This window comes from Rhodococcus sp. 3258, assembly GCF_031456475.1.
Taxonomy (GTDB): domain Bacteria; phylum Actinomycetota; class Actinomycetes; order Mycobacteriales; family Mycobacteriaceae; genus Rhodococcoides; species Rhodococcoides fascians.
In genome coordinates, this window is sequence record NZ_JAVDUT010000003.1 from 146,004 (window position 1) to 165,540 (window position 19,537).

A 19,537-nucleotide genomic window follows, 5' to 3' on the forward strand; every position below is an offset into this window, starting at 1 on the left:
GCCTAACCGCCCACAGCCGCGAGGTATTCGCTGTAGAACAGTGCCAAGCCGACGGCCGACGCGATCGCGGCGAGCAACCAGAACCTGATGATGACCGTCGTCTCGGCCCAACCGGCCAACTCGAAGTGGTGATGGAACGGGGCCATTCGGAACACGCGTCGCCGACTCGACCGGAACACTGCGACCTGGATGACGACCGACGCTGCTTCGGCGACGAACAACGCGCCGATGACCACCATGATCAGTTCGGTCTTGGTGACCACGGACAGTCCTGCGATCAGGCCGCCCAGAGCGAGGGATCCGGTATCGCCCATGAAGATCTTGGCGGGCGCGGCGTTCCACCACAGGAAACCGATGCAGGCACCGGCCGCCGACGCGCACACCAGGGCCAGGTCGAGAGGGTCGCGTACGTCGTAGCAACCCGGCGCAGGACCGGCCGGTCCTGCACACGCCTGCCGGTACTGCCAGAAGGTGATGACGGTGTACGCCCCGAGGACCAATGTCATGGACCCGGCCGCCAGGCCGTCGAGGCCGTCGGTGAGATTGACCGAGTTGGACCACGCGATCACCAGCAGACAGACGAAGAACACGAAGACAGCAGCCGACATCGACCACGTTGCGATGTCGCGCACATACGACAGTTGAGTGCTGCCCGGAGTCAATCCGTCGTCACTGCGAAACTGCAGGACCAGGATGGCGAACAGCACCGCCGCGGTGATCTGGCCGACGTATTTGCCGGTGGCGTTCAGACCGAGGTTGCGCTGTTTACGAATCTTGATGAAGTCGTCGAGAAAGCCGACGAGGCCGAGCACGGTGGTCAGGCCGAGTACGAGTAGAGCCGAGGCCGACGGCCCCTCGGCGTCGTATCCGATGCCGATCAGGTGCGAGCCCAAGTAGCCGGCCCAGATCCCGACCAGGATCGCCACGCCGCCCATGGTGGGAGTACCGCGCTTGGACTGATGGCTCGCCGGGCCCTCGACCCGGATCTCCTGGCCGAAGCCCTGTTTCGAGAAGGTCTTGATGAGCACGGGAGTCAGCAGAATTGCGACTGCAAGTGCGATCCCTCCGGCGAACAGGATCTGTCTCACTGCTCGCCCTCCGACGGTTCGGCCAACAGGGCGTCGGCCGACGGTTCGGCCAACAGGGCGTCGGCAACGGTCCACATCGCGCCCGACTGCGAGGCCTTGACCAGAACGATGTCGCCGGCGCGAACCTCGTCCTCGAGCACGGCGATGGCGGTCTCGCGGTCGGGTACGAGCATCGATTCCTCGCCCCAGGACCCTTCCATGACGGCGCCCTGATGCAGCGCACGCGTGGGCCGACCCGAATCGACGATGATCAACCGATCGACGTCCAGGCGGACGGCGAGCCGACCGATCGCATCGTGCTCCACCACCGATTCGCCGCCGAGCTCGCCCATCTCCCCCAGCACCGCCCAACTGCGCCGCTTCGGCCCGTCGTCTCGCCGCGACATCGACACCAGCGCCTTGAGGGCGGCCCGCATCGAATCGGGATTCGCGTTGTACGAGTCGTTGATGACGGTGACGCCGTCCGCGCGGGTGCGTACATCCATCCGGCGGATCGAGGTGGGTACCGCGGTCGAGAGCGCTTCGGCAACCTGGGCCACGCCGGCCCCGCACTCGAGCGCGACGGCCGCGGCAGCCAGGGCGTTGCCCACCTGATGTTCACCGTGCACCGCCAGGGTGATGTGCGCCGTGCCTGCCGCACATACGAGCGTGAACGACGCTCGCGCATCGGTGTCGACCACGACGTCGACGGCCCGGACGTCGGCGTCCGCGTTGAGTCCGACGGTGACGACGGCCGCCTTCGTGCGTGTCGCCATCTCGGCGACGAGCCGATCGTCGATGTTGAGGATCGCCACGCCGCCGTCCGCGGCAGCGGGCAGTGCCTCGACCAATTCGCCCTTGGCCAACGCGATGGCGGCACGTGAACCGAACTCGCCCAGGTGCGCGGTTCCGACGTTGAGGACCACACCGATCCGCGGCGGCGCAAGCCTGGCGAGCTCGGCGATGTGGCCGATTCCCCGGGCGGACAGCTCGAGGGCGAGGAAGTCGGTATCGGCGTCGGCCCGCAGAGCAGTCCATGGATGCCCGAGTTCGTTGTTGAACGATCCGGGTGGGGCCACCACGGATCCGAGCGGACGCAGCACCGCCGAGATGAGGTCCTTCGTCGACGTCTTGCCCGACGACCCCGTCACGCCCACCACGGTCAGGTCGTGGTGCGCGGTCAGTTCGAGCACCGATTCCCGGGCCAATGCACCGAGCGCGGTCAGCACCGCAGCGCCGGCCCCCTCCGGGTCGTGTTCGAGTGCCATCGCACGGCTCGCGTGCGGCGCCGGCCGAACGACGACAGCCGGGACACCCACCGGACGCGCCGCGAGAACGACAGAAGCGCCTGCGGCCACGGCGTCGGCCGCGTGCTCGTGGCCGTCCACCTTGGCACCGGGCAGGGCGAGAAAGACACTGCCGGGTGTGACCTTGCGTGAGTCGAACTCCACCGGCCCGGCGACCAGCACCGTCGGGTCCGCCACGTCGTGCAGTTCGCCGCCGACGATCTCGGCGATGCGAGCGATCGAGAGCGGTATCACCGTGCGCCTGCGCTCGTGGTGACCAGTCGTGCGTCGATGGCCGATGCGAGTACCACTCGGTCGTCGAACGGATACTTCACCCCCGCCACCTCCTGGCCCGTCTCGTGTCCTTTACCTGCGATCAACACAACGTCCCCCTCACGTGCCCACGCCACGGCTTGTTCTATCGCCGCTGCGCGGCCTTCGACATTTCGTACTTCGCCACGAGCGTCGTCGGGCACCGACAGTGCACCGTCTTCGACGGCATGCCGTATCGCGGCCGGATCCTCACTGCGCGGATTGTCGTCGGTCACCACGAGCAGATCGGCACCGCGCGCTCCGGCCGCACCCATCAGAGGGCGCTTGGCGGTGTCTCGATCCCCGCCGGCACCCAACACGACGGCGATACGTCCACGGGACGACTCTCGCAGAGTCGCCAGCACCGCTTCGACCGCAGCGGGCTTGTGGGCGTAGTCGACCACCGCGAGGAAGTCCTGGCCACGATCGATTCGTTGCACTCGACCGGGCACGTCGACGGTCGCGATTCCGGGCGCCGCCGTCGCGGCATCCACGCCTGCCGCTTCGCAGGTCGCGAGCGCGAGCACGGCGTTGGCGACGTTGTAGCGACCCGGCAGACGCACCGACACCGGCAACGACGTTCCGTTCGGATCGGCAACGGTGAACGACTGCGTTCCGTCGTCGTGCTTGGCCCACTCGGAGACGGTCCACTGCGAGTCGGCACCGGTGGACACCGTGACGACCGTGGATCCGGCCGACCGGGCGATATCGGCCATCCGCACTCCCCAGGCATCGTCGACGCACACGACCGCTGTGTCTGCCCGTACCGGCGAATCGACCCCGAACAGCCGGCTCTTGGCCAGAAAGTAGTCCTCGAGCGAGTCGTGGAAGTCGAGATGATCCTGGGACAGGTTGGTGAACGCGCCGACCGCGAAGTCGGTGCCGTCGACTCGGCCGAGGGACAACGCATGGGAGGACACTTCCATCACCACGGTGTCGACTCCGGCCTCGACCATGACGGCGAAGAGCGCATGCAACTGCGGAGCCTCGGGGGTGGTGAGAGCGCTCGGTACGTGCTGGCCCACTACGCGGGTCTCGATCGTGCCGATCAGTCCGCAGCGGCGGCCGGCGGTTGTCAGGCCGGCCTCCACGAGGTACGCGGTCGTCGTCTTGCCCGACGTGCCGGTGATTCCGACGACCGTCATCTTCGACGACGGATTGCCGTACACGAGGGCGGACACGGTTCCGAGCACCTGGCGTGGTCGGTCGTGCACGAGGACAGGAACATGGCGATCGGCGGTGGCGAGGACGCCGCGGACGATGTCGGCACCGGATGGGTCGGTGAAGACCGCCGCTGCACCCCGCTCGATCGCGTCGGCGGTGAACTCGGCTCCGTGCCGAGCGGATCCGGGTAGCGCGGCGAAGAGATCGCCGGGACGAACGGACTGCGCTCGCAGATCGATTCCGGTGACCTGCACTCCGTCGAGGTGTCCCCACTCGATCGTTGCACCGACAGCGGACGCCACGTCGGATACGTCGGTGTGCGGCGGATTCGCCGGCCGAGACCCCGGAGCGGGTTGTGAATCCGATGACACAGTCACTCCTGCTCCCTTCCTCTGTACTTCCACCGCACACTGCGTCAGCTCGAACACGCTGCGGTGGCTGATCGACGAACACGCCTCGAGCCGATGTGTCAGATTACCGGCGACCGTGATCGGCATGCTGCCGCCCCGATTCCCAGACTGGAAGATTCGGGCCTCAGTCGGCCTGAAGAACCAACTTGGGGCCCGGGTCTGCGGACATCGGAACACTGTCGCGCTGCAACAGCCAGCTGGCGATGTTGTGGAACAGCGGTGCGGCCGACTGCCCTCCCGAGCCGTCGGCGCTGCGGGACGGCGCGTCCAGCATGATCCCGATCACGTAGCGAGGATCGTCTGCCGGAGCGATACCCGCGAACGTGATCCAGTACTTCGAGTTCGAGTAGCACTTGCACTCGGGATCGACCTGCTGGGCCGTGCCGGTCTTACCACTGATCTGGTAGCCCTCGACACCTGCGGCGACTCCGGTACCGCGCTGATTTCCGTTGTCGTCCTGGGTGACCGACCGGAACATGTTGCGGACCGTCTTCGCGGTATCGGGACTGACCACGTACACCCCGTCGGGTCGCGGTGTCTCGGTTCGTTCGCCGTTGGCGTCCACCGTTGCCGCGACGATCCGAGGCGGGATGCGCACACCGTCGTTGGCGATCGCCTGGTACATCCCGGTCATCTGCAGGAGCGTCATCGACAGACCCTGCCCGATCGGCAGGTTGGCGAAGGTACCGCCCGACCACTGATCGCGGCTGGGCACGCTGCCTGCGCTCTCGTTGGGGAGGCCGACGTCGCTGCGCTGGCCCAGGCCGAACTTGTTCAGCATGTCGGCATACCGATCCTCGCCGACACGTTGAGCCAGCATCAGAGTCCCCACGTTGGAGGACTTACCGAACACTCCGGTGGAGGTGTACGGCGCAACTCCGTGTTCCCAGGCGTCCCGGACCGAGACACCGGACATGAAGATGTTGCCCGGTACCTGCAGCACCTCGTCGGGTGTGGTGAGCCCGTACTCGATAGCGGCTGCAGCAGTGATGATCTTGTTGACCGAACCGGGCTCGAACGGCGTCGTGACGGGCAGATTGCCCATCTCCTTGGTCCGTTCGTTGTTTCCGACGCCGATTCCGGGGTTGAAGGTGTTGTCGTTCGACATGGCCAGCACTTCGCCGGTGTGCGAATCCTGAACGTAGGCAGACGCATTCTTGGCCCCGGACAGATCTTTCGCCAGCTGCACCTGCTGCTGTACGTAGTACTGCAGGTCCGCGTCGATGGTCAGTTCCACGTTCGAGCCGTTGACCGCGGGCTGCTTGTCGCGCCAGCTGCCGGGAATGACGGCCCCGTCGGAACCGCGATCGTAGGTCTGCGATCCGTCGGTACCGGCGAGCGTGGCGTCGAGCGAATCCTCGAGCCCGAGCAGGCCGTGTCCGTCCCACCCGGTGGCCCCGACGATGTTCGCGGCGAGCGAGCCACCCGGGTACTCGCGGATGTCCTGACGTTCGAGCCCGACCTGCTTGAATTCCTTGCTGATGTTCGACGCCACGGTGGCGTCCACACCCCGTGCCAGATAGGTGAATTCGTCGTTGCTCTTCAGTTTCGCGAGCAGATCCTTCTTGCTGACGACGTCACCGAGATCGCTGTGGATCCGCTCGGCGATGTCGTCGAGGTACTTGTCGGTTTCCGGCTTCGTCGGATCCTTCGCGCGTGCCTCGTCGAGTTCTCTACGAACCCGGACCGGCTGGAACGTCAGCGCTTTCGCTTCCATGGTGAAAGCGATCGGGTTTCCGTTGCGATCGAGGATCGAGCCGCGCATCGCCGGATCGACGAGGGTGGTGGTGCGCTGCGAGGCGGACTCGGCCGACAGTGTCGGCGCATCGAATCCTTGAATCCAGAGCAACTGTGCCGCGACGACCGCCAAAGCCACGTACATCAAGATGCGGCCCGTACCGTGCCGAAAACGAAATGTGGACGAGTCCAAACGCTTTCGTCCCGGCCGCGCTCGATCTGCGGGCCGGGGACGTGACGCAGGCGACGGCCTGGTCACTGCTCGTCACCGGAGGATTCGCCGGGGGCGGGAGCCGAGGGGGTGCTCATGGGAACCAATTGTTCAGCAAGCGCGGCAGTTCCGGCACCATTGGGCGCACTCGGCGTGGCGGCACGGGTGTCACCTGCGCCCGTCGGCCTGGTGGGCTGCGACGCACTCCTCGGAGTCTGCGACTGCGCCGACTGTCGTGCGGGATTCTGTGTCGACGCACTCGGAACCGAGCCCTCCCCCGAGCCGGTGGCGGGAGGCGGATCGAGGGGTGCAACCGGCGCACCGTCGGCGGGAGCGGGCGTGCCGACGACCTGCACACCGCCCTCGGGGGCTACGACGAGGCGGGCGGGGTTCTTGGCGGGGACCATTCCGATCGCGGCGGCTTTGCGCGCGAGCTCGGGCGCAGATTCCGCGAGCTCGACGTCACGCTGCAAGGAGGCACGCTGTTGTGCGAGCTCGGCGTTGACGGCCTTGGCGGCACTGAGGTCGTAGGAGTCGCCCGCCGAGCGCGTCGTCAACAACAACGTCAAGCCGAGCCCGAGGGCAAGCAGACCGATGACCAAGGCTACGAACGGGATTCGAGCCGCAATGGCACTGCCGTTGAGCGTCGGACGAAGTGAGGCCGCTGAACCGCGAGCAGAATCCGACGTATGTATCGAGGCACGCTGCTGCCTGCGCTCGTAGGCGCGCAATGCGGCTCCGGACCGACCACCGCGGCCGGCCCGCTCGGGTCGAGTAGCCGGAACCCGATTGCGTTGTGTTCCAACAGTTGTGCCTGGAACCGTCATTCCGCTCTCCTTGCAATCCGTTCGGCGGCGCGCAACCTCACCGGGGCCGAGCGTGGGTTGACTTCGATTTCCTCGTCCGAGGCGCGTTCCGCACCTCTGGTCAACAGCCGAAATTCCGGACCCATCCCGGGAAGTTCGACCGGCAATCCCTCGGGACTTCGAGACTTGATCCGAGGGGCCAACTCCTGCTTGACAACTCGATCTTCGAGCGACTGATACGACATGAAGACGACGCGGCCGCCGACGGCCAAGGCGTCGAGTCCGGCCGGCACCGCGGCTTTGAGCGAATCGAGCTCCCCGTTGACCTCGATACGCAGCGCCTGGAAAGTTCGCTTTGCCGGATGCCCACCGGTGCGGCGAGTCGCGGCCGGTATTGCGGCATACAGCAATTCGACCAACGGGCCGCTCGTCGTGAACGGCGTGTGCTCACGTCGCCGCAGAATTGCGGACGCGATCTTGCCTGCGAACCGCTCTTCTCCGTAGGTGCTGAGCACGCGAGCGATATCGCCGTGCGAGTACGTATTGAGCACGTCGGCTGCCGTGATGCCCTGCGTCGGATTCATCCGCATGTCCAGCGGTGCATCGACGGAATACGCGAAGCCGCGGTCCGACTCGTCCAGCTGCATCGACGACACTCCGAGGTCGAACAGGATGGCGTGAACGGAATAGGTCGCGGGAAGTCCGGCCTCGTCTAGGGCGGCGGCAATGCCCTCGTATGTGGTGTGCACCAGAGTCGTTCGATCCGAGAACGGGGCCAGTCTGGCACCCGCCTTGTCGAGCGCGTCAGGATCGCGATCGAGTCCGATGAGGTGCAGACCGGGATACTTCCGTAGAAAGTGTTCGGCGTGACCGCCGAGTCCGAGCGTGGCGTCGATCATGACCCGAGTCGTGTCGGGGTCGTCCGCCGATTCCACTGCGGGCCCGAGAAGCTCGTCGGCACGCTCGAGTCGAACGGGGACGTGGATCGGGCCGCCGGAGCGACGGTGAGTGCGGTCGGCGGACGCGTCGTTCTCGTCCGGCCCGGCTCCCTCCGTCATGGTCCCTCCCGGTTGCGTATACGTACTTCTCGCCCGGGTCCGGGCCCTGCGGGTCGTCCATTGCGGCCGGTGCGAATGCTTCGAGGTCCCTGTCCGATAGGGAACCTGGCGTTGGGGAAGAACGTCAGGGTCCTGATCTGCGAAACCTGGCGTTGGGGAAGAACGTCAGGGTTCTGATCGGGCAGAGGCCTCGCTGCACTCGCAGCCGGCCTCGGTGGTCTACAAGATCCCTCCGAGGGATTCGTCGAACGCGTCGGAGAAATCCTGCTCGTTCTCGGCGGAGTAGCGGGCCCAGGCTTCGTCGTTCCAGATCTCGATGAAGTCCATCGATCCGATCACCACGCAGTTGCGTTCGAGTCCCGCATACCGACGGTGCTCGGGACTGATGGTGATACGGCCCTGTCCGTCCGGCCGCTGTTCGTCGGTTCCCGAAAAGAACTGGCGCACATAGGCACGGGCTTTGGGGTTGGCACGAGAGGCCGCCGTCAACTTTCGAGAACGCTCTGCGAAGTCTGCCGCGGTGTAGACAGCAAGGCTGAAATCCTGCCCCTTGCTCACCATGACACCTCCCGCAAGCGCGTCCCGAAACTTGGCCGGCAACGTGAGTCGACCCTTGTCGTCGAGCTTCGGCGTGTAGGTACCGAGAAACACTCGCCACCTCCAGCCTCGACTCTCCGCTGCGGACCACTTTACCCCACTCTCCCCCACTTCGAACCATTCACAGCCCGAAAACTTTGTGGACAACCACATATCCGCAGCTCAGACGCAAGAAGATTGCCTGTTCACGTCGCCGCGTTCGACGTCGGCCCTGATCCGGCCGAAGCGATCCCCTGGAGCGCGCGGCGTCTCGAGCAGGCATTTTGTGCGACAACCCGCCTGACAAGCGCAGCTGGACCCTCGAAGTGGGGTCCGAGTGGGGTGAAGTGGGGACAATGGCCGGCTGTGGGGGGAAGTGGGGAGTTCACCCCGGAACCACCACCCCGGAACCACCGCACGGGAACGATCGCACGGGAACGATCGCCCCGCGTCGTCGCTGGGGCGCACTCGATCGAGTCCGCCGCGCGACAGGGGCTACGGAAGGCTTGCCGTATCGAAGAGTCGTGGAACGACAGCAGCACCTCACCCGAGGGTGAGGTGCTGCTGTCGAATCGGTGAAGTTGTGGTGGGTGACCGTCAGGCCCAGGGAAATCCGGACGGCGGAGTCATATCACTCCTGATCGAACCGCTTACGAAAACGGTCTTCCATTCGAGAGGTGAAGCTGCCGCCCTTGCGGCCACCACTCGATTTCGGCTGAGCACTACGACCTTGCGTGCCGGCTCGGTCGCTTGCGCTACCTTCTTCGCCGGTCGCGGCAGCTCCCTTCTTGGAGCCGCCGAACAAGAACAGTGCCCCGGCACCGAACATGAAGAGAAAGCCGATGAGGCTGACGACGAGAAAACCCAGACTGTTCGTCGACAGTGCTACACCGGCGACGAGCAACACGAGTCCCACGACAAACAACGCGGCAGCCTGAAAACGCCTCTTGCTCGACGCCGCGCGAACGCGACCGCCCCTCACATGGGACGCGAATTTGGGATCCTCGGCGTAGAGAGCGCTCTCGATTTGATCGAGCATGCGCTGCTCGTGCTCGGAGAGTGGCACGGTACCTCCCCCTGCACAGATAATGAGAGTCGTTTCGGTTCAGAAGCGACGGGAAGCTGACCTTGGCGGCTACCTACTGACGATGATACGAGCTGAATCGGCCGCTTACCACCTACTCGCACTATGTGTTCCTGAGAAACGACCAAGTTTTCGAGACGGACGTCTCGGAAACACTTGTCGAACACCGTGTGACGTGGCTGTTCACGTCCGTCCGGACTCGAGGAACCGACTCGGCGGGCTATGCGGACAGCGGTGCCGCCATCGGATCGACGGGCTGGAACCTCGACTGACCGCCCAACCGGTCCTCGACCGCGTTCAGAAAACGACTGACGTGTCGATAGAAGTCATCGGCATCGACGTCTCCGACAGCGGACGAGGCACCCGCCTCGACTGCCGCGCGGGTTGCGGAGAAGGACGAGAAGTACTCGGACCAGATCGCCAGATCCGGCGCAGCCTTCGCCATCAGAACCCAGGCGTTACGCGAACGTGGCCGCGAGCCGATCGAATCGGGCAGCGATGCCAGGACTGCGGCAGCACCCTTGAGTGCGGCGATGTAGCTTCCGAGGAAGCGGTCCCCCGCATCGCGCTCACCGATGGATTCGGACAGCAACGCATCGGCTCGACCGAGCAGGACCTGCGCCTGACGCGACACCGGTGACCGCACGCCGACATCGAATGTCTTCGTCATCGTCATACTCGAACACCTCCAGTTCGAATCTCCGGGCGCGCTACCGACACGCCTGGAACCGTGATGAAGCCTTACAGTCGAACTCCGGAAGAATCCGCCTCGTTCGTCGAGGTGATCCACCGGCGCGCTCGGCCCCGATCATCGAACACCCGTTCGACACATTCAATATAGCTGTGCCCACCGACAAGTTGCCGAAGAAAGGGTGAGAACCGTCGTCACCGATGCGCAGACAACCCCCTACGTGGTCGATCTGACGCCCCAGGAATTCCGTCGGCGCTTGTTCGAAGCTCTGGCGATCTACGTCGAGGCCATGGGATATCCCCGCGGAACCGAGCACAGCCGCGCACCGATGTGGACGGAGCATCTGCACCGGCCGGGCTGGCGAGCGGTGGGAGCCATGGTGCCCAATCCCGACAAGACGCAGCCGGACACGCTGGTCGCCGTTGCGTACGGGTATCACGGCGCGCACCATCAGTGGTGGCATCAGCAGGTCCGCGACGGATTGCGCCGCGCCGGACACTCGACACAGCACGTCGACGCCACCCTCGGCGACTACTTCGAATTGACCGAATTGCACGTACTACCGAGCGCGCAAGGACACGGACTCGGCGGGCGTCTCTGCCGCAGGTTGCTCGACGGTGTTCGAGCGCACTCTGTGATGTTGTCCACACCCGAGGTCGCGCAGGAGGGCAACCGCGCCTGGCGGTTGTATCGACGGCTCGGCTTCGAGGACGTACTGCGGCACTTCACGTTCGCCGGCGACCGGCGCCCCTTCGCGGTGCTGGGCCGCCGGTTGCCGCTCGACGGGCCCGTAGCCTGAAGGTGTGATCGATGCTGTGGTGGTGGGCTCCGGCCACAATGCCCTGACTTCTGCCTGCTACCTGACCGATGCCGGAATGTCGGTGGAGATCGTCGAACGCGACACCGTCGCGGGCGGTGCGGTGTCGACGGTGGAGCGTTTCCCCGGCCATCGAGTCGACCGCGGCTCCTCCGCGCACATCATGATCAGGCACACCGGGATCGTCGAAGAGCTCGGACTCGAGGAGTTCGGGCTGCGCTACATCGACTGCGATCCGTGGGCATTCGCCCCGGGCGACGTCGACACCGCCGAACGCGCCATCGTCTTCCATCGCAGCCTCGATCGAACGTGCGAGTCCATCGCTGCCGCCTGCGGGCCCGCCGATGCGCGCGCCTACCGTTCCTTCGTCTCGGTGTGGGGTCCGCGCAGCGAACGCACCATGCGCGCATTCGGTGGGCCGCCCACCGGGTCCAAACTGCTCCGATCCTTCTGGGGACTCGGTGCGCCCGACGGCGGCAGCGCGCTCTCGCGCGAGTTTCTTGCCACCGGCGATTCCCTGCTGGACGAAATGTTCACGAGCGAGCGACTCAAGGCTGCGCTGGCATGGTTCGGAGCGCAGTCCGGCCCGCCGATGTCCGAGCCCGGCACCGCCCCGATGGTCGGGTTCGCGGCTCTGATGCACACGCTCCCACCGGGCCGCGCCGTCGGCGGTAGCGGCGCACTGACCGAGGCGATGATCGCCCGGCTGCACCGGGACGGGGCAGCGCTGACGCTCGGCGATGCCGCCGTATCGCTGACGCGTCGCGCGCATGGCTGGACGACGAGGACCGCGTCGGGACGGGAGATCGACAGCACGATCGTCGTGGCCGGGTGTCACATCCTGACCACGCTCGACCTGCTGGCGGAGGGCGGACACGACGCGGCGCAGCTGGCCCGGTGGCGCTCCACCATTCGGGTGGGTCCGGGGATCGGTACCGCGGTTCGGTTGGCCACCGACGCGCTGCCGCAGTACCCGAGCGCCGACTGCATCGAGGACGGTACCCACGGTCTCGCGCTGCTCGTCCGCGACCGCGCGCAATTGCGGTTGGCTCACGGGCACGCTCTCGCCGGGGAGCTGCCGCCGAAACCCGCTGTTCTCGGCATGTCGTTCAGCGCCCTCGATCCGACGATCGCGCCGCCGGGTCAGCATCAGATCTCCCTGTGGTCGCAGTGGCATCCGCACACTCTCGCCGATGGCCGCCGGTGGCGCTCGAACGTACCGGGGCAACGTTCTTTGGCCGAGGTCGAGGGTGATCGAATCGTCGCCGAGCTCGATCGCTACGCCCCTGGATTCGCCGCGTCGGTCCTCGATCGGTACGTACAGTCGCCGCCGGACATCGAGCAGGAACTCGGACTGATCGGAGGCAACATCATGCACCTGGACATGTCACTGGACCAGATGATGATGTGGCGTCCTCATCCCCAACTGGCCGGCCACCGCGTTCCCGGAGCAGACGGTCTCTATCTCACCGGCGCGTCGACTCACCCGGGAGGCGGCGTCACAGCGGCCAGCGGCCGTTCGGCGGCGAGAATCGCACTCGCGGACGCACGCGCGGGGCGTCGTCGCGCATTCTTCAGCAGGAGACGAGCATGAAGATTGCCCCGACGGTCTTCGCGATCGGTGCCGTCGCCGCCCAGATCTGCTATCCGCTCGTATCGGGTTCGACGCGGGACGCGGTGACCATCGCGGTGGTCGCGCTACTCGCGCTGGCGTCGATCGCGCACGCCGTGCTGTACCGCGGAAAGCTGTGGGCGGCGGCTCTCGTGATCCTGACTGCAGGAACGGGATTCGTGTCCGAGCTCGTCGGCACGGCCACCGGGTTTCCCTTCGGCGAGTACTTCTACGCGCAGAATCGACTCGGCCCCAGCCTGTTCGAGGTCCCCGTGGTGGTTCCACTCGCCTGGACGGCGGGGTTCTATCCGATCTGGTGCGCGGTCACGTTCATCGTCGGCCATCTCGGCGCGACACGGCTCCGAGCTTCTGCATTCCGAATCGCCGCGGTCGCCGTCGGGATGGTGGGCTGGGACCTGTATCTCGATCCTCAGATGGTCACCGACGGCCAGTGGACCTGGACGTCCGGTGCCGTCGGACTGCCGGGTGTGTCGTCGATCCCGTTGACCAACTACGCGGGTTGGCTGTTGGTGGCGACATTGATGGCCGCAGTCATGGAAGCGGTGAACCGCGTGGTGGCCCCGCGCGCGTCCGACGACGTCGTTCCCATCGGGCTGTTCCTGTGGACGTGGCTGGGTTCGGCGCTCGCGCACGCGGTGTTCCTCGACGGACCCGAACTACGATTCTCGGCCGTCTACGGATTCGTCGTCATGGGTAGTGTCGGAATCCCGTTGCTGTGGATCGCACGTCGTCGCGGATCTCTACGTAGCCGACACGCACCGATGGCAACCCCTGCCGACTGACACCGACGCGACGCCCTGGCACGATGTCGCTGTGCAGTCGACATCACGAACATCCGCTCGAACCCGCCGACGCCGAGTTCTCTCGGTGCTCGCCCTGACGCTGCTGGTCGCGCCGATGCTGGCCGGCTGCTTGCGGGTCCAGGTCACGATGGGTGTGTCGGCCAACGACCGGGTGGCGGGTCAGATCGTCGCGGCGACGGTCCCCACCTCCGACACCGACACCGGCCCCGAACTCGTGGTGCCCTCCTCGATCGAGGACAAGGTCCGCGTCGAGCCGTACAACCAGGACGGGTACGTCGGGTCGCAGGCCATCTTCGACGACCTCTCGTTCGGTGATGTTCAGACACTCGGTTCGATCTTCCAGAACGCGGCCGGATCGTTTCAGCTGACCCTGCAGCGTTCGGGCGACACCGTGACGCTCGCCGGTAACGCCGACCTGTCGTCGGTACCGGTCCAGGGGTCCGACGTGCAGTTCACTATTGCATTTCCCGCCCGTATCGGGACCACCAACGGCACTCGCGAGAGCGACAACTCGATCTCGTGGAAGCTGCCGGCAGGCGAAGTCACCTCGGTGCGTGCCGAGGTCAACTACCCGGACCCCAACACTCGTAGCTTCGCCGGCTGGGCGGGCATCGTGGGCGGCGTGACCGTCGGAGTGGCCGCTATCGTCGGTGCCATGGCCTGGGTGTCGCGGAACCCACCGTTGGGCAACCGTCGTAAGCGCGCTGCCGAGACGGGCGAGGCGAACGACCGAACGTCGGTGTGATCGCCCCCATCTCGTCCCGCACGACAGATCTCGCCGAATGACGGTCCTGACCCGGGCGACTCGGGCGACTGCCGTTCTCGCCTCCACCTCCGCTGCCGTCGCGGTGTTCAATGCGCTGTTCGTGCCGGGTTTGCGTCGACCGAGCCGTGACGTCACCGAACGGGTCGCAGTGTGCATCCCCGCGCGCAACGAAGTCGACACGCTGCCTGCGTTGATCGGCGATCTCACGCGTCAACGATTCTGCACCGACCTGCAGGTCCTCGTCCTCGACGACGATTCGACCGACGGAACGGCAGCCGCTGCCGTCACCGCGGCGAACGGCGATCCGCGATTCCGCGTCGTGACCTCCCACGCGTCGCCGCCGCCCGGATGGACGGGTAAAGCCGCCGCGTGCGCCGAACTGGCCGACTCGGTCGACGTGGATACGACGATCGTCATGTTCGTCGACGCGGATGTCCGGCTCGAACCCGAGGCCGTCGCCGCCGCGGCGAGGAGGTTGCGCCGCCGCGGCGACGCTCTGATGTGCCCCTGGCCCGAGCAGGTGGCGGGTGGTCTCGCCGAACGCCTCGTTCAACCGCTGCTCGCGTGGTCGTGGATGTCGACGCTGCCCGTGCCGGTCGGCAATGCGACGCTGCTGCCGTCGATGGCCGTCGCCTGTGGGCAGTTCATGGCGTTCGATGCCGCCGCGTATCGCGTCGTCGGCGGCCACAGCTGCGTCGCGTCGAGTGCCACCGAGGATCTGGACATCGCGCGTGTCTTGCGTCGACGCGGGTTCTCGACGTCGGTTGCCTCCGGTGCCGGGTTCGTACGGTGCCGGATGTACCGCTCGGCCGCCGATGTTCGGGCGGGTTACAGCCGGTGGCTGTGGAACGAGTTCGGTGGGCCCGTCGGTTCGGCCACGGCTGCCCTTGCGCTGAGTACGGTCTACCTGTTGCCGCCGGTCGCGGCAGTCTTCGGTTCCGGTTCGACGCGGCGACTGGGTGTCGTCGGTTACCTCGCCGGGACCATCTCGCGCGTGGCATCTCGTCGGCGCGAGTCGGGACCCCGATTCGGCGCTCGCGACGTCGTCGACGCCGCGGTGCACCCGCTGTCGATTCTCGCCTTCGTCGGGCTCGTTGCGGAATCCCACGTGCGACGACGCCGCGGCGCGCTGAGCTGGAAGTCGCGTCCGATGCCGACGTCGTAACGCCGATCGCAAGTCAGACGCGCGCGGCTGCCAGCCCCAGGTTGCTCAGGACCTCACGTGTCGCGCGCGCGAAATTCAACGTGATGAAGTGCAGCCCGGGCGCACCTTCCGCGATGAGCCGCTCGCCGATGTTCGTGGCGAGCTCGATACCCACCTCTCGAACCGCGGCCTTGTCTTCCTCGGCTCCGGATCCTGCTGCGCGAGTGAACTTCTCGTCCAGATGCGACGGCAATGTCGTGCCCGAGAGCTCGAGCATCCGGCGCACCGAACGCAGCGAGGTGATGGGCATGATCTCGGGGATGATCGGCTTGGCACCCTGCTCGGGGTCGTATGCGCTGACGCGATCACGCAGCCGCAGGTAGTCGTCCACGTCGAAGAACATCTGCGTGATCGAATACTCCGCTCCCGCACGCAGCTTCCCGACGAGGCACCTGGTGTCCTGCTCGAGATCGTCGGCGCGGTGATGGCCTTCCGGGAACGACGCCACTCCGACGTGAAAGTCGCCCAGTTCGCGGACCATACGCACCAGCTCTTCCGCGTACTCGACTCCCTCGGGATGCTTCTCCCACTCGCCGAGTGGATCTCCCGGGGGGTCACCGCGAAGAACGAGGATGTTGGTGATGCCGCGGTCGGCGTACGACCCGACCATCGAGCGCAACTCGGCGACACTGTGCGACACGGCAGTGAGATGCGCCACTGGCAGCAGAGTCGTCTCCTCGGCGATCTGACCGGTGACGCGCACCGTTCGATCGCGGGTGGAACCACCTGCGCCGTACGTCATCGACACGAACGCGGGCTGGAGTTGCTCGAACTCTCGCACTGCTCGCCACAACCTGGCCTCGGCAGCCTCGTCGCGCGGGGGCGAGAACTCCACCGAGAACGGGATCCTCGCTTCGGGTTCGGTCCGCAATCGGTCGACGATCGACGGCGTCCTCGTCACGAATCCTCGGCTCGACCGCCCCCTGACGGAATCTTCGCTCACCCGAAGATCATAGGTTGCGCTGCGCCGCCGGCCCGCCGGGCATCCCCCGACGGCGTAGTTCGCTGCTCGTCGGTGCCGGGTTCGGGTGCCTATTACTGTGGGACTGTAACGCGTCTTTCCCACGAAGACCTTGGAGGATCGTCCTGTCCGGAGACCTGTCCGCGCCCACCAACTCTGTGTCCGTGAATGCGACGTCGCTACGGGATTCCGTCGATGCGAAGCTCGCGGAGTTCTTCGCCTCGCGTCGTGCGGTCGTCGACAGCGTCGGCGGCGGCTACCCGGCCGCAGTGGCCGACCTCGAGGCGTTCGTACTACGCGGCGGTAAGCGCATGCGCCCGGCCTTCGCGTGGACCGCGTGGCTGGGCGCGGGCGGTGAGCCCACCGGGGACCGCGCCGACGCAGTACTGCGTGCGTGCTCGGCCCTCGAATTGATCCAGGCCTGCGCATTGATCCACGACGACATCATCGACTCGTCCCGCACCCGCCGAGGCTTCCCGACCGTGCATGTCGGCTTCGCTCAGCGACATCGCGATGCGGGGTGGTCGGGCTCGGCAGATCACTTCGGGGTCTCCGCGGCCGTTCTCGTCGGCGACCTGGCGCTGTGCTGGGCCGACGACATGCTGCGCGAGTCGGGTATCGACACGGACGCGGCGCGGCGGGCGCAGCCGGTGTGGTCCGCGATGCGTACCGAGGTGCTCGGCGGTCAACTCCTCGACATCGAGGCCGAAGCCGGGACGGACGAGAGCGTCGCGGCAGCCATGCGCGTCAACCGGTACAAGACCGCCGCCTACACGGTCGAACGCCCGCTGCACCTCGGGGCCGTTCTTGCCGGGGCCGGCGACCCGCTGACTGCGGCGTACCGCAGCTTCGGTGCCGACATCGGCATTGCCTTCCAGCTGCGCGACGACCTGCTCGGCGTGTTCGGCGACCCGGAGATCACCGGCAAACCGTCGGGTGACGACATCACCGAGGGCAAGCGCACGGTGCTCATCGCCGTCGCCTTGCAGCAAGCGGATGCGAGCCGTCCCGATCACGCGGCGAGGATTCGAGCCAGTCTCGGTACCGAGCTCAGCGAGAGCGAGGTCGCCGACATCCGATCGATACTCACCGAACTGGGCGCCGTCGACGCCGTCGAACGGCAGATCGACGAACTGGGCACCCGGGCCGTTGCCGCGCTGGACGACAGTTCCATCGATCCGATCGCCGCCGAACACCTTCGTGCCATGGCCACCGCCGCCATCCAACGGCAGTACTGAAAGAGAGCGTCATGTCTACGATCCGAACCGTTCCCGGCCGCACCGACTCGGTCGTCGTCGTGGGAGCTGGATTGGCCGGCCTGGCCGCGGGGCTCCACCTGCTGGGCGCAGGCAAGAAGGTCACGATCGTCGAGCGCGACGACACCGTGGGCGGCCGGGTGGGGGTGTATCCGGTGACCGACTCCGACGGAACGCATCTCTACGACATCGACAACGGTGCGAGCGTACTCACAATGCCGAACCTGGTGCTCGAAGCGTTGGCCGCCGTGGGTGCCGACTTCGAGTCCACGACGCCGCCGATTCGTCTGACGTCCCTGTCGCCGTCGTACCACACGCGGTACGCCGACGGCACGTCCATCGACGTCTACTCGGACCCGGAGGCAATGGCCGCCGAGGTCGAGCGGACCTGCGGTACGGCCGAGGCGCAGGGCTACCGCGATCTTCGGCGCTGGCTCGCCGACATCTTCGACGCCGAATTCGACCGCTTCATCGACTCGAACTTCGATTCGCCGCTGGACCTCGTGGGATCCAAGGCCGCGATCACCGATACCGCAACGCTGACGAAGCTGGGCGGCTTCGGTCGCCTCGGGCCACGGGTCGATCGTTTCCTGAAGGACACCCGTCTGCGCCGAGTGTTCACGTTTCAGGCCCTCTACGCCGGCATGGCACCGCAGAAGGCGCTGGCCGTCTACGGTGCGATCGCACACATGGACACCTCCCTCGGGGTGTTCTTCCCCGAGGGAGGCATGGCGGCTATCGGCCGGGCCATGGCCGACGCGTTCGTGACGGCGGGCGGCACGCTCGAACTGGGCACCGACATCGTCGACATCACCGTCGACCGCGGCCGTGCCGATGCCGTCCTCACTGCCGATGGACGTCGAATCGCTTGCGACGCATTGATTCTCACCGCCGACTTGCCCGTCGTCGATCGCCTGCTCGATCGCGCCTCGGTGTCGAAGAAAGGCAGGCGCAACGGGTACGGCGTCGTGTCGCCGTCCGCCGTCGTGGCCCACGGAACGGTTCCGGTCGAACTCACGGCGTCGTGGCCTGCGCGGGCGCACCACACCATCGACTTCGGCAACGAATGGGCCGAGACCTTCCGCCGGATCACCGCCCGCTCCGGCAAAGGATCGCTGATGGCCGATCCGTCACTGCTGATCACGCGGCCGTCGGTGAGCGATTCGGGCCTCGAGGTCGTGCGCGACGGGGTCCGCAGCGAGCCGGTCTCGATCCTTGCCCCGTGCCCCAACCTCGACAGCGCTCCCCTCGCCTGGGCCGAACTGGCTCAGCCGTACCTCCGAGAGATTCTGGCGACGCTGGAGGGCCGCGGATACACCGGACTCGCCGACGCCTTCGTGCTCGATCACATCGACACACCGCAGACGTGGGCGGACAAAGGCATGTTGTCGGGCTCGCCGTTCTCGTCCGCGCACGTCTTCCGGCAGACCGGGCCGTTCCGGAGAAAGAACATGGTCGCCGGCCTCGACAACGTGGTTCTCGCCGGCTCCGGAACCACTCCCGGTGTGGGCGTGCCGACCGTCTTGGTCTCGGGCAAGCTGGCGGCAGAACGAGTGACAGGGCCGCGAGGACGGTAGGTTCGTCCGATCGACTGCGTCGACCAACTAAGCTGAGCGCGATCGTTTGCCGGTCGCGATCTTTGCTGCGACCATGATCCTTCGGCCGACAGCGAGAACGCGGCGGCGCGGAGCCACA

Annotated in this window: 17 protein-coding genes; 7 read left to right on the forward strand and 10 right to left on the reverse strand. The window is 66.4% G+C overall.

The window, feature by feature from the left end; all coding sequences use genetic code 11:
* Positions 1 to 2 precede the first annotated feature (2 nt).
* The 9 genes from mraY to J2X62_RS11580 all read right to left on the reverse strand — a co-directional run bounded on the left by mraY (position 3) and on the right by J2X62_RS11580 (position 10,387).
* Positions 3 to 1,088 (reverse strand): phospho-N-acetylmuramoyl-pentapeptide-transferase, encoded by a 1,086-nt coding sequence (mraY, locus tag J2X62_RS11540; RefSeq protein WP_027497347.1) that lies wholly within the window; start codon positions 1,086 to 1,088, stop codon positions 3 to 5.
* Complete coding sequence (gene murF / locus J2X62_RS11545; protein WP_310180645.1) at positions 1,085 to 2,608, reverse strand: UDP-N-acetylmuramoyl-tripeptide--D-alanyl-D-alanine ligase; 1,524 nt, start codon at positions 2,606 to 2,608, stop codon at positions 1,085 to 1,087. Before murF ends, mraY begins: the two co-directional genes overlap by 4 nt.
* Entirely contained in the window at positions 2,605 to 4,206 is a 1,602-nt protein-coding gene (locus J2X62_RS11550; protein WP_094695334.1) for a UDP-N-acetylmuramoyl-L-alanyl-D-glutamate--2,6-diaminopimelate ligase, read from the reverse strand. The genes murF and J2X62_RS11550 overlap by 4 nt, the downstream gene beginning before the upstream one ends.
* A gap of 157 nt (positions 4,207 to 4,363) precedes the next feature.
* Positions 4,364 to 6,235: a penicillin-binding protein 2 gene (locus J2X62_RS11555; protein WP_027497349.1), complete on the reverse strand. Its 1,872-nt coding sequence runs from the start codon at positions 6,233 to 6,235 to the stop codon at positions 4,364 to 4,366.
* On the reverse strand, positions 6,232 to 7,014 hold the full coding sequence (locus J2X62_RS11560) for a hypothetical protein (protein WP_230074472.1): 783 nt from the start codon (positions 7,012 to 7,014) through the stop codon (positions 6,232 to 6,234). Before J2X62_RS11560 ends, J2X62_RS11555 begins: the two co-directional genes overlap by 4 nt.
* Complete coding sequence (gene rsmH / locus J2X62_RS11565) at positions 7,011 to 8,051, reverse strand: 16S rRNA (cytosine(1402)-N(4))-methyltransferase RsmH (protein ID WP_027497351.1); 1,041 nt, start codon at positions 8,049 to 8,051, stop codon at positions 7,011 to 7,013. The genes J2X62_RS11560 and rsmH overlap by 4 nt, the downstream gene beginning before the upstream one ends.
* Positions 8,052 to 8,270: 219 nt before the next feature.
* The gene (gene mraZ / locus J2X62_RS11570) at positions 8,271 to 8,702 is read right to left on the reverse strand and encodes a division/cell wall cluster transcriptional repressor MraZ (protein ID WP_027497352.1); all 432 of its coding nucleotides are present in this window, start codon (positions 8,700 to 8,702) and stop codon (positions 8,271 to 8,273) included.
* A 556-nt stretch (positions 8,703 to 9,258) separates the two neighbouring features.
* Complete coding sequence (locus J2X62_RS11575) at positions 9,259 to 9,693, reverse strand: DUF3040 domain-containing protein (protein ID WP_027497353.1); 435 nt, start codon at positions 9,691 to 9,693, stop codon at positions 9,259 to 9,261.
* A 238-nt stretch (positions 9,694 to 9,931) separates the two neighbouring features.
* A complete protein-coding gene (locus J2X62_RS11580; RefSeq protein ID WP_057473410.1) occupies positions 9,932 to 10,387 on the reverse strand; it encodes an SAV_6107 family HEPN domain-containing protein in 456 nt (151 codons plus the stop codon).
* A 196-nt stretch (positions 10,388 to 10,583) separates the two neighbouring features.
* Here J2X62_RS11580 and J2X62_RS11585 point away from each other — a divergent pair, with 196 nt between their 5' ends.
* The 5 genes from J2X62_RS11585 to J2X62_RS11605 are packed head-to-tail and all read left to right on the forward strand — an operon-like array spanning position 10,584 to position 15,586.
* On the forward strand, positions 10,584 to 11,201 hold the full coding sequence (locus tag J2X62_RS11585; RefSeq protein WP_201010827.1) for an N-acetyltransferase: 618 nt from the start codon (positions 10,584 to 10,586) through the stop codon (positions 11,199 to 11,201).
* 4 nt (positions 11,202 to 11,205) lie between these two features.
* The gene (locus tag J2X62_RS11590; RefSeq protein ID WP_027497356.1) at positions 11,206 to 12,813 is read left to right on the forward strand and encodes an NAD(P)/FAD-dependent oxidoreductase; all 1,608 of its coding nucleotides are present in this window, start codon (positions 11,206 to 11,208) and stop codon (positions 12,811 to 12,813) included.
* Positions 12,810 to 13,634: a carotenoid biosynthesis protein gene (locus J2X62_RS11595; RefSeq protein WP_167327911.1), complete on the forward strand. Its 825-nt coding sequence runs from the start codon at positions 12,810 to 12,812 to the stop codon at positions 13,632 to 13,634. Before J2X62_RS11590 ends, J2X62_RS11595 begins: the two co-directional genes overlap by 4 nt.
* A 31-nt stretch (positions 13,635 to 13,665) precedes the next feature.
* Positions 13,666 to 14,400, forward strand: coding sequence for an LppM family (lipo)protein (locus tag J2X62_RS11600; RefSeq protein WP_222058701.1), 735 nt, complete (start codon positions 13,666 to 13,668; stop codon positions 14,398 to 14,400).
* 37 nt (positions 14,401 to 14,437) lie between these two features.
* A complete protein-coding gene (locus tag J2X62_RS11605; RefSeq protein ID WP_222058703.1) occupies positions 14,438 to 15,586 on the forward strand; it encodes a glycosyltransferase family 2 protein in 1,149 nt (382 codons plus the stop codon).
* 13 nt (positions 15,587 to 15,599) lie between these two features.
* Here J2X62_RS11605 and metF read toward each other — a convergent pair whose 3' ends face one another.
* Complete coding sequence (gene metF, locus J2X62_RS11610) at positions 15,600 to 16,526, reverse strand: methylenetetrahydrofolate reductase [NAD(P)H] (RefSeq protein WP_032368108.1); 927 nt, start codon at positions 16,524 to 16,526, stop codon at positions 15,600 to 15,602.
* A 179-nt stretch (positions 16,527 to 16,705) separates the two neighbouring features.
* Here metF and J2X62_RS11615 point away from each other — a divergent pair, with 179 nt between their 5' ends.
* Together J2X62_RS11615 and crtI are read left to right on the forward strand one after the other, a co-directional pair.
* Positions 16,706 to 17,824, forward strand: a complete 1,119-nt coding sequence (locus J2X62_RS11615) for a polyprenyl synthetase family protein (RefSeq protein WP_371828830.1) — start codon at positions 16,706 to 16,708, stop codon at positions 17,822 to 17,824.
* Between the two features lie 11 nt (positions 17,825 to 17,835).
* Positions 17,836 to 19,419 (forward strand): phytoene desaturase family protein, encoded by a 1,584-nt coding sequence (crtI, locus tag J2X62_RS11620; protein ID WP_310180688.1) that lies wholly within the window; start codon positions 17,836 to 17,838, stop codon positions 19,417 to 19,419.
* The last annotated feature ends 118 nt before the right edge of the window (positions 19,420 to 19,537 follow it).

What these genes read in the sequence shown, in the direction of transcription:
- J2X62_RS11560 (WP_230074472.1), bottom strand. Translation starts at nt 7,014, where the DNA reads ATGACGGTTCCAGGCACAACTGTTGGAACACAACGCAATCGGGTTCCG.
- rsmH (WP_027497351.1), bottom strand. Translation starts at nt 8,051, where the DNA reads ATGACGGAGGGAGCCGGGCCGGACGAGAACGACGCGTCCGCCGACCGC.
- J2X62_RS11580 (WP_057473410.1), bottom strand. Translation starts at nt 10,387, where the DNA reads ATGACGATGACGAAGACATTCGATGTCGGCGTGCGGTCACCGGTGTCG.
- J2X62_RS11595 (WP_167327911.1), top strand. Translation starts at nt 12,810, where the DNA reads ATGAAGATTGCCCCGACGGTCTTCGCGATCGGTGCCGTCGCCGCCCAG.
- J2X62_RS11605 (WP_222058703.1), top strand. Translation starts at nt 14,438, where the DNA reads ATGACGGTCCTGACCCGGGCGACTCGGGCGACTGCCGTTCTCGCCTCC.
- crtI (WP_310180688.1), top strand. Translation starts at nt 17,836, where the DNA reads ATGTCTACGATCCGAACCGTTCCCGGCCGCACCGACTCGGTCGTCGTC.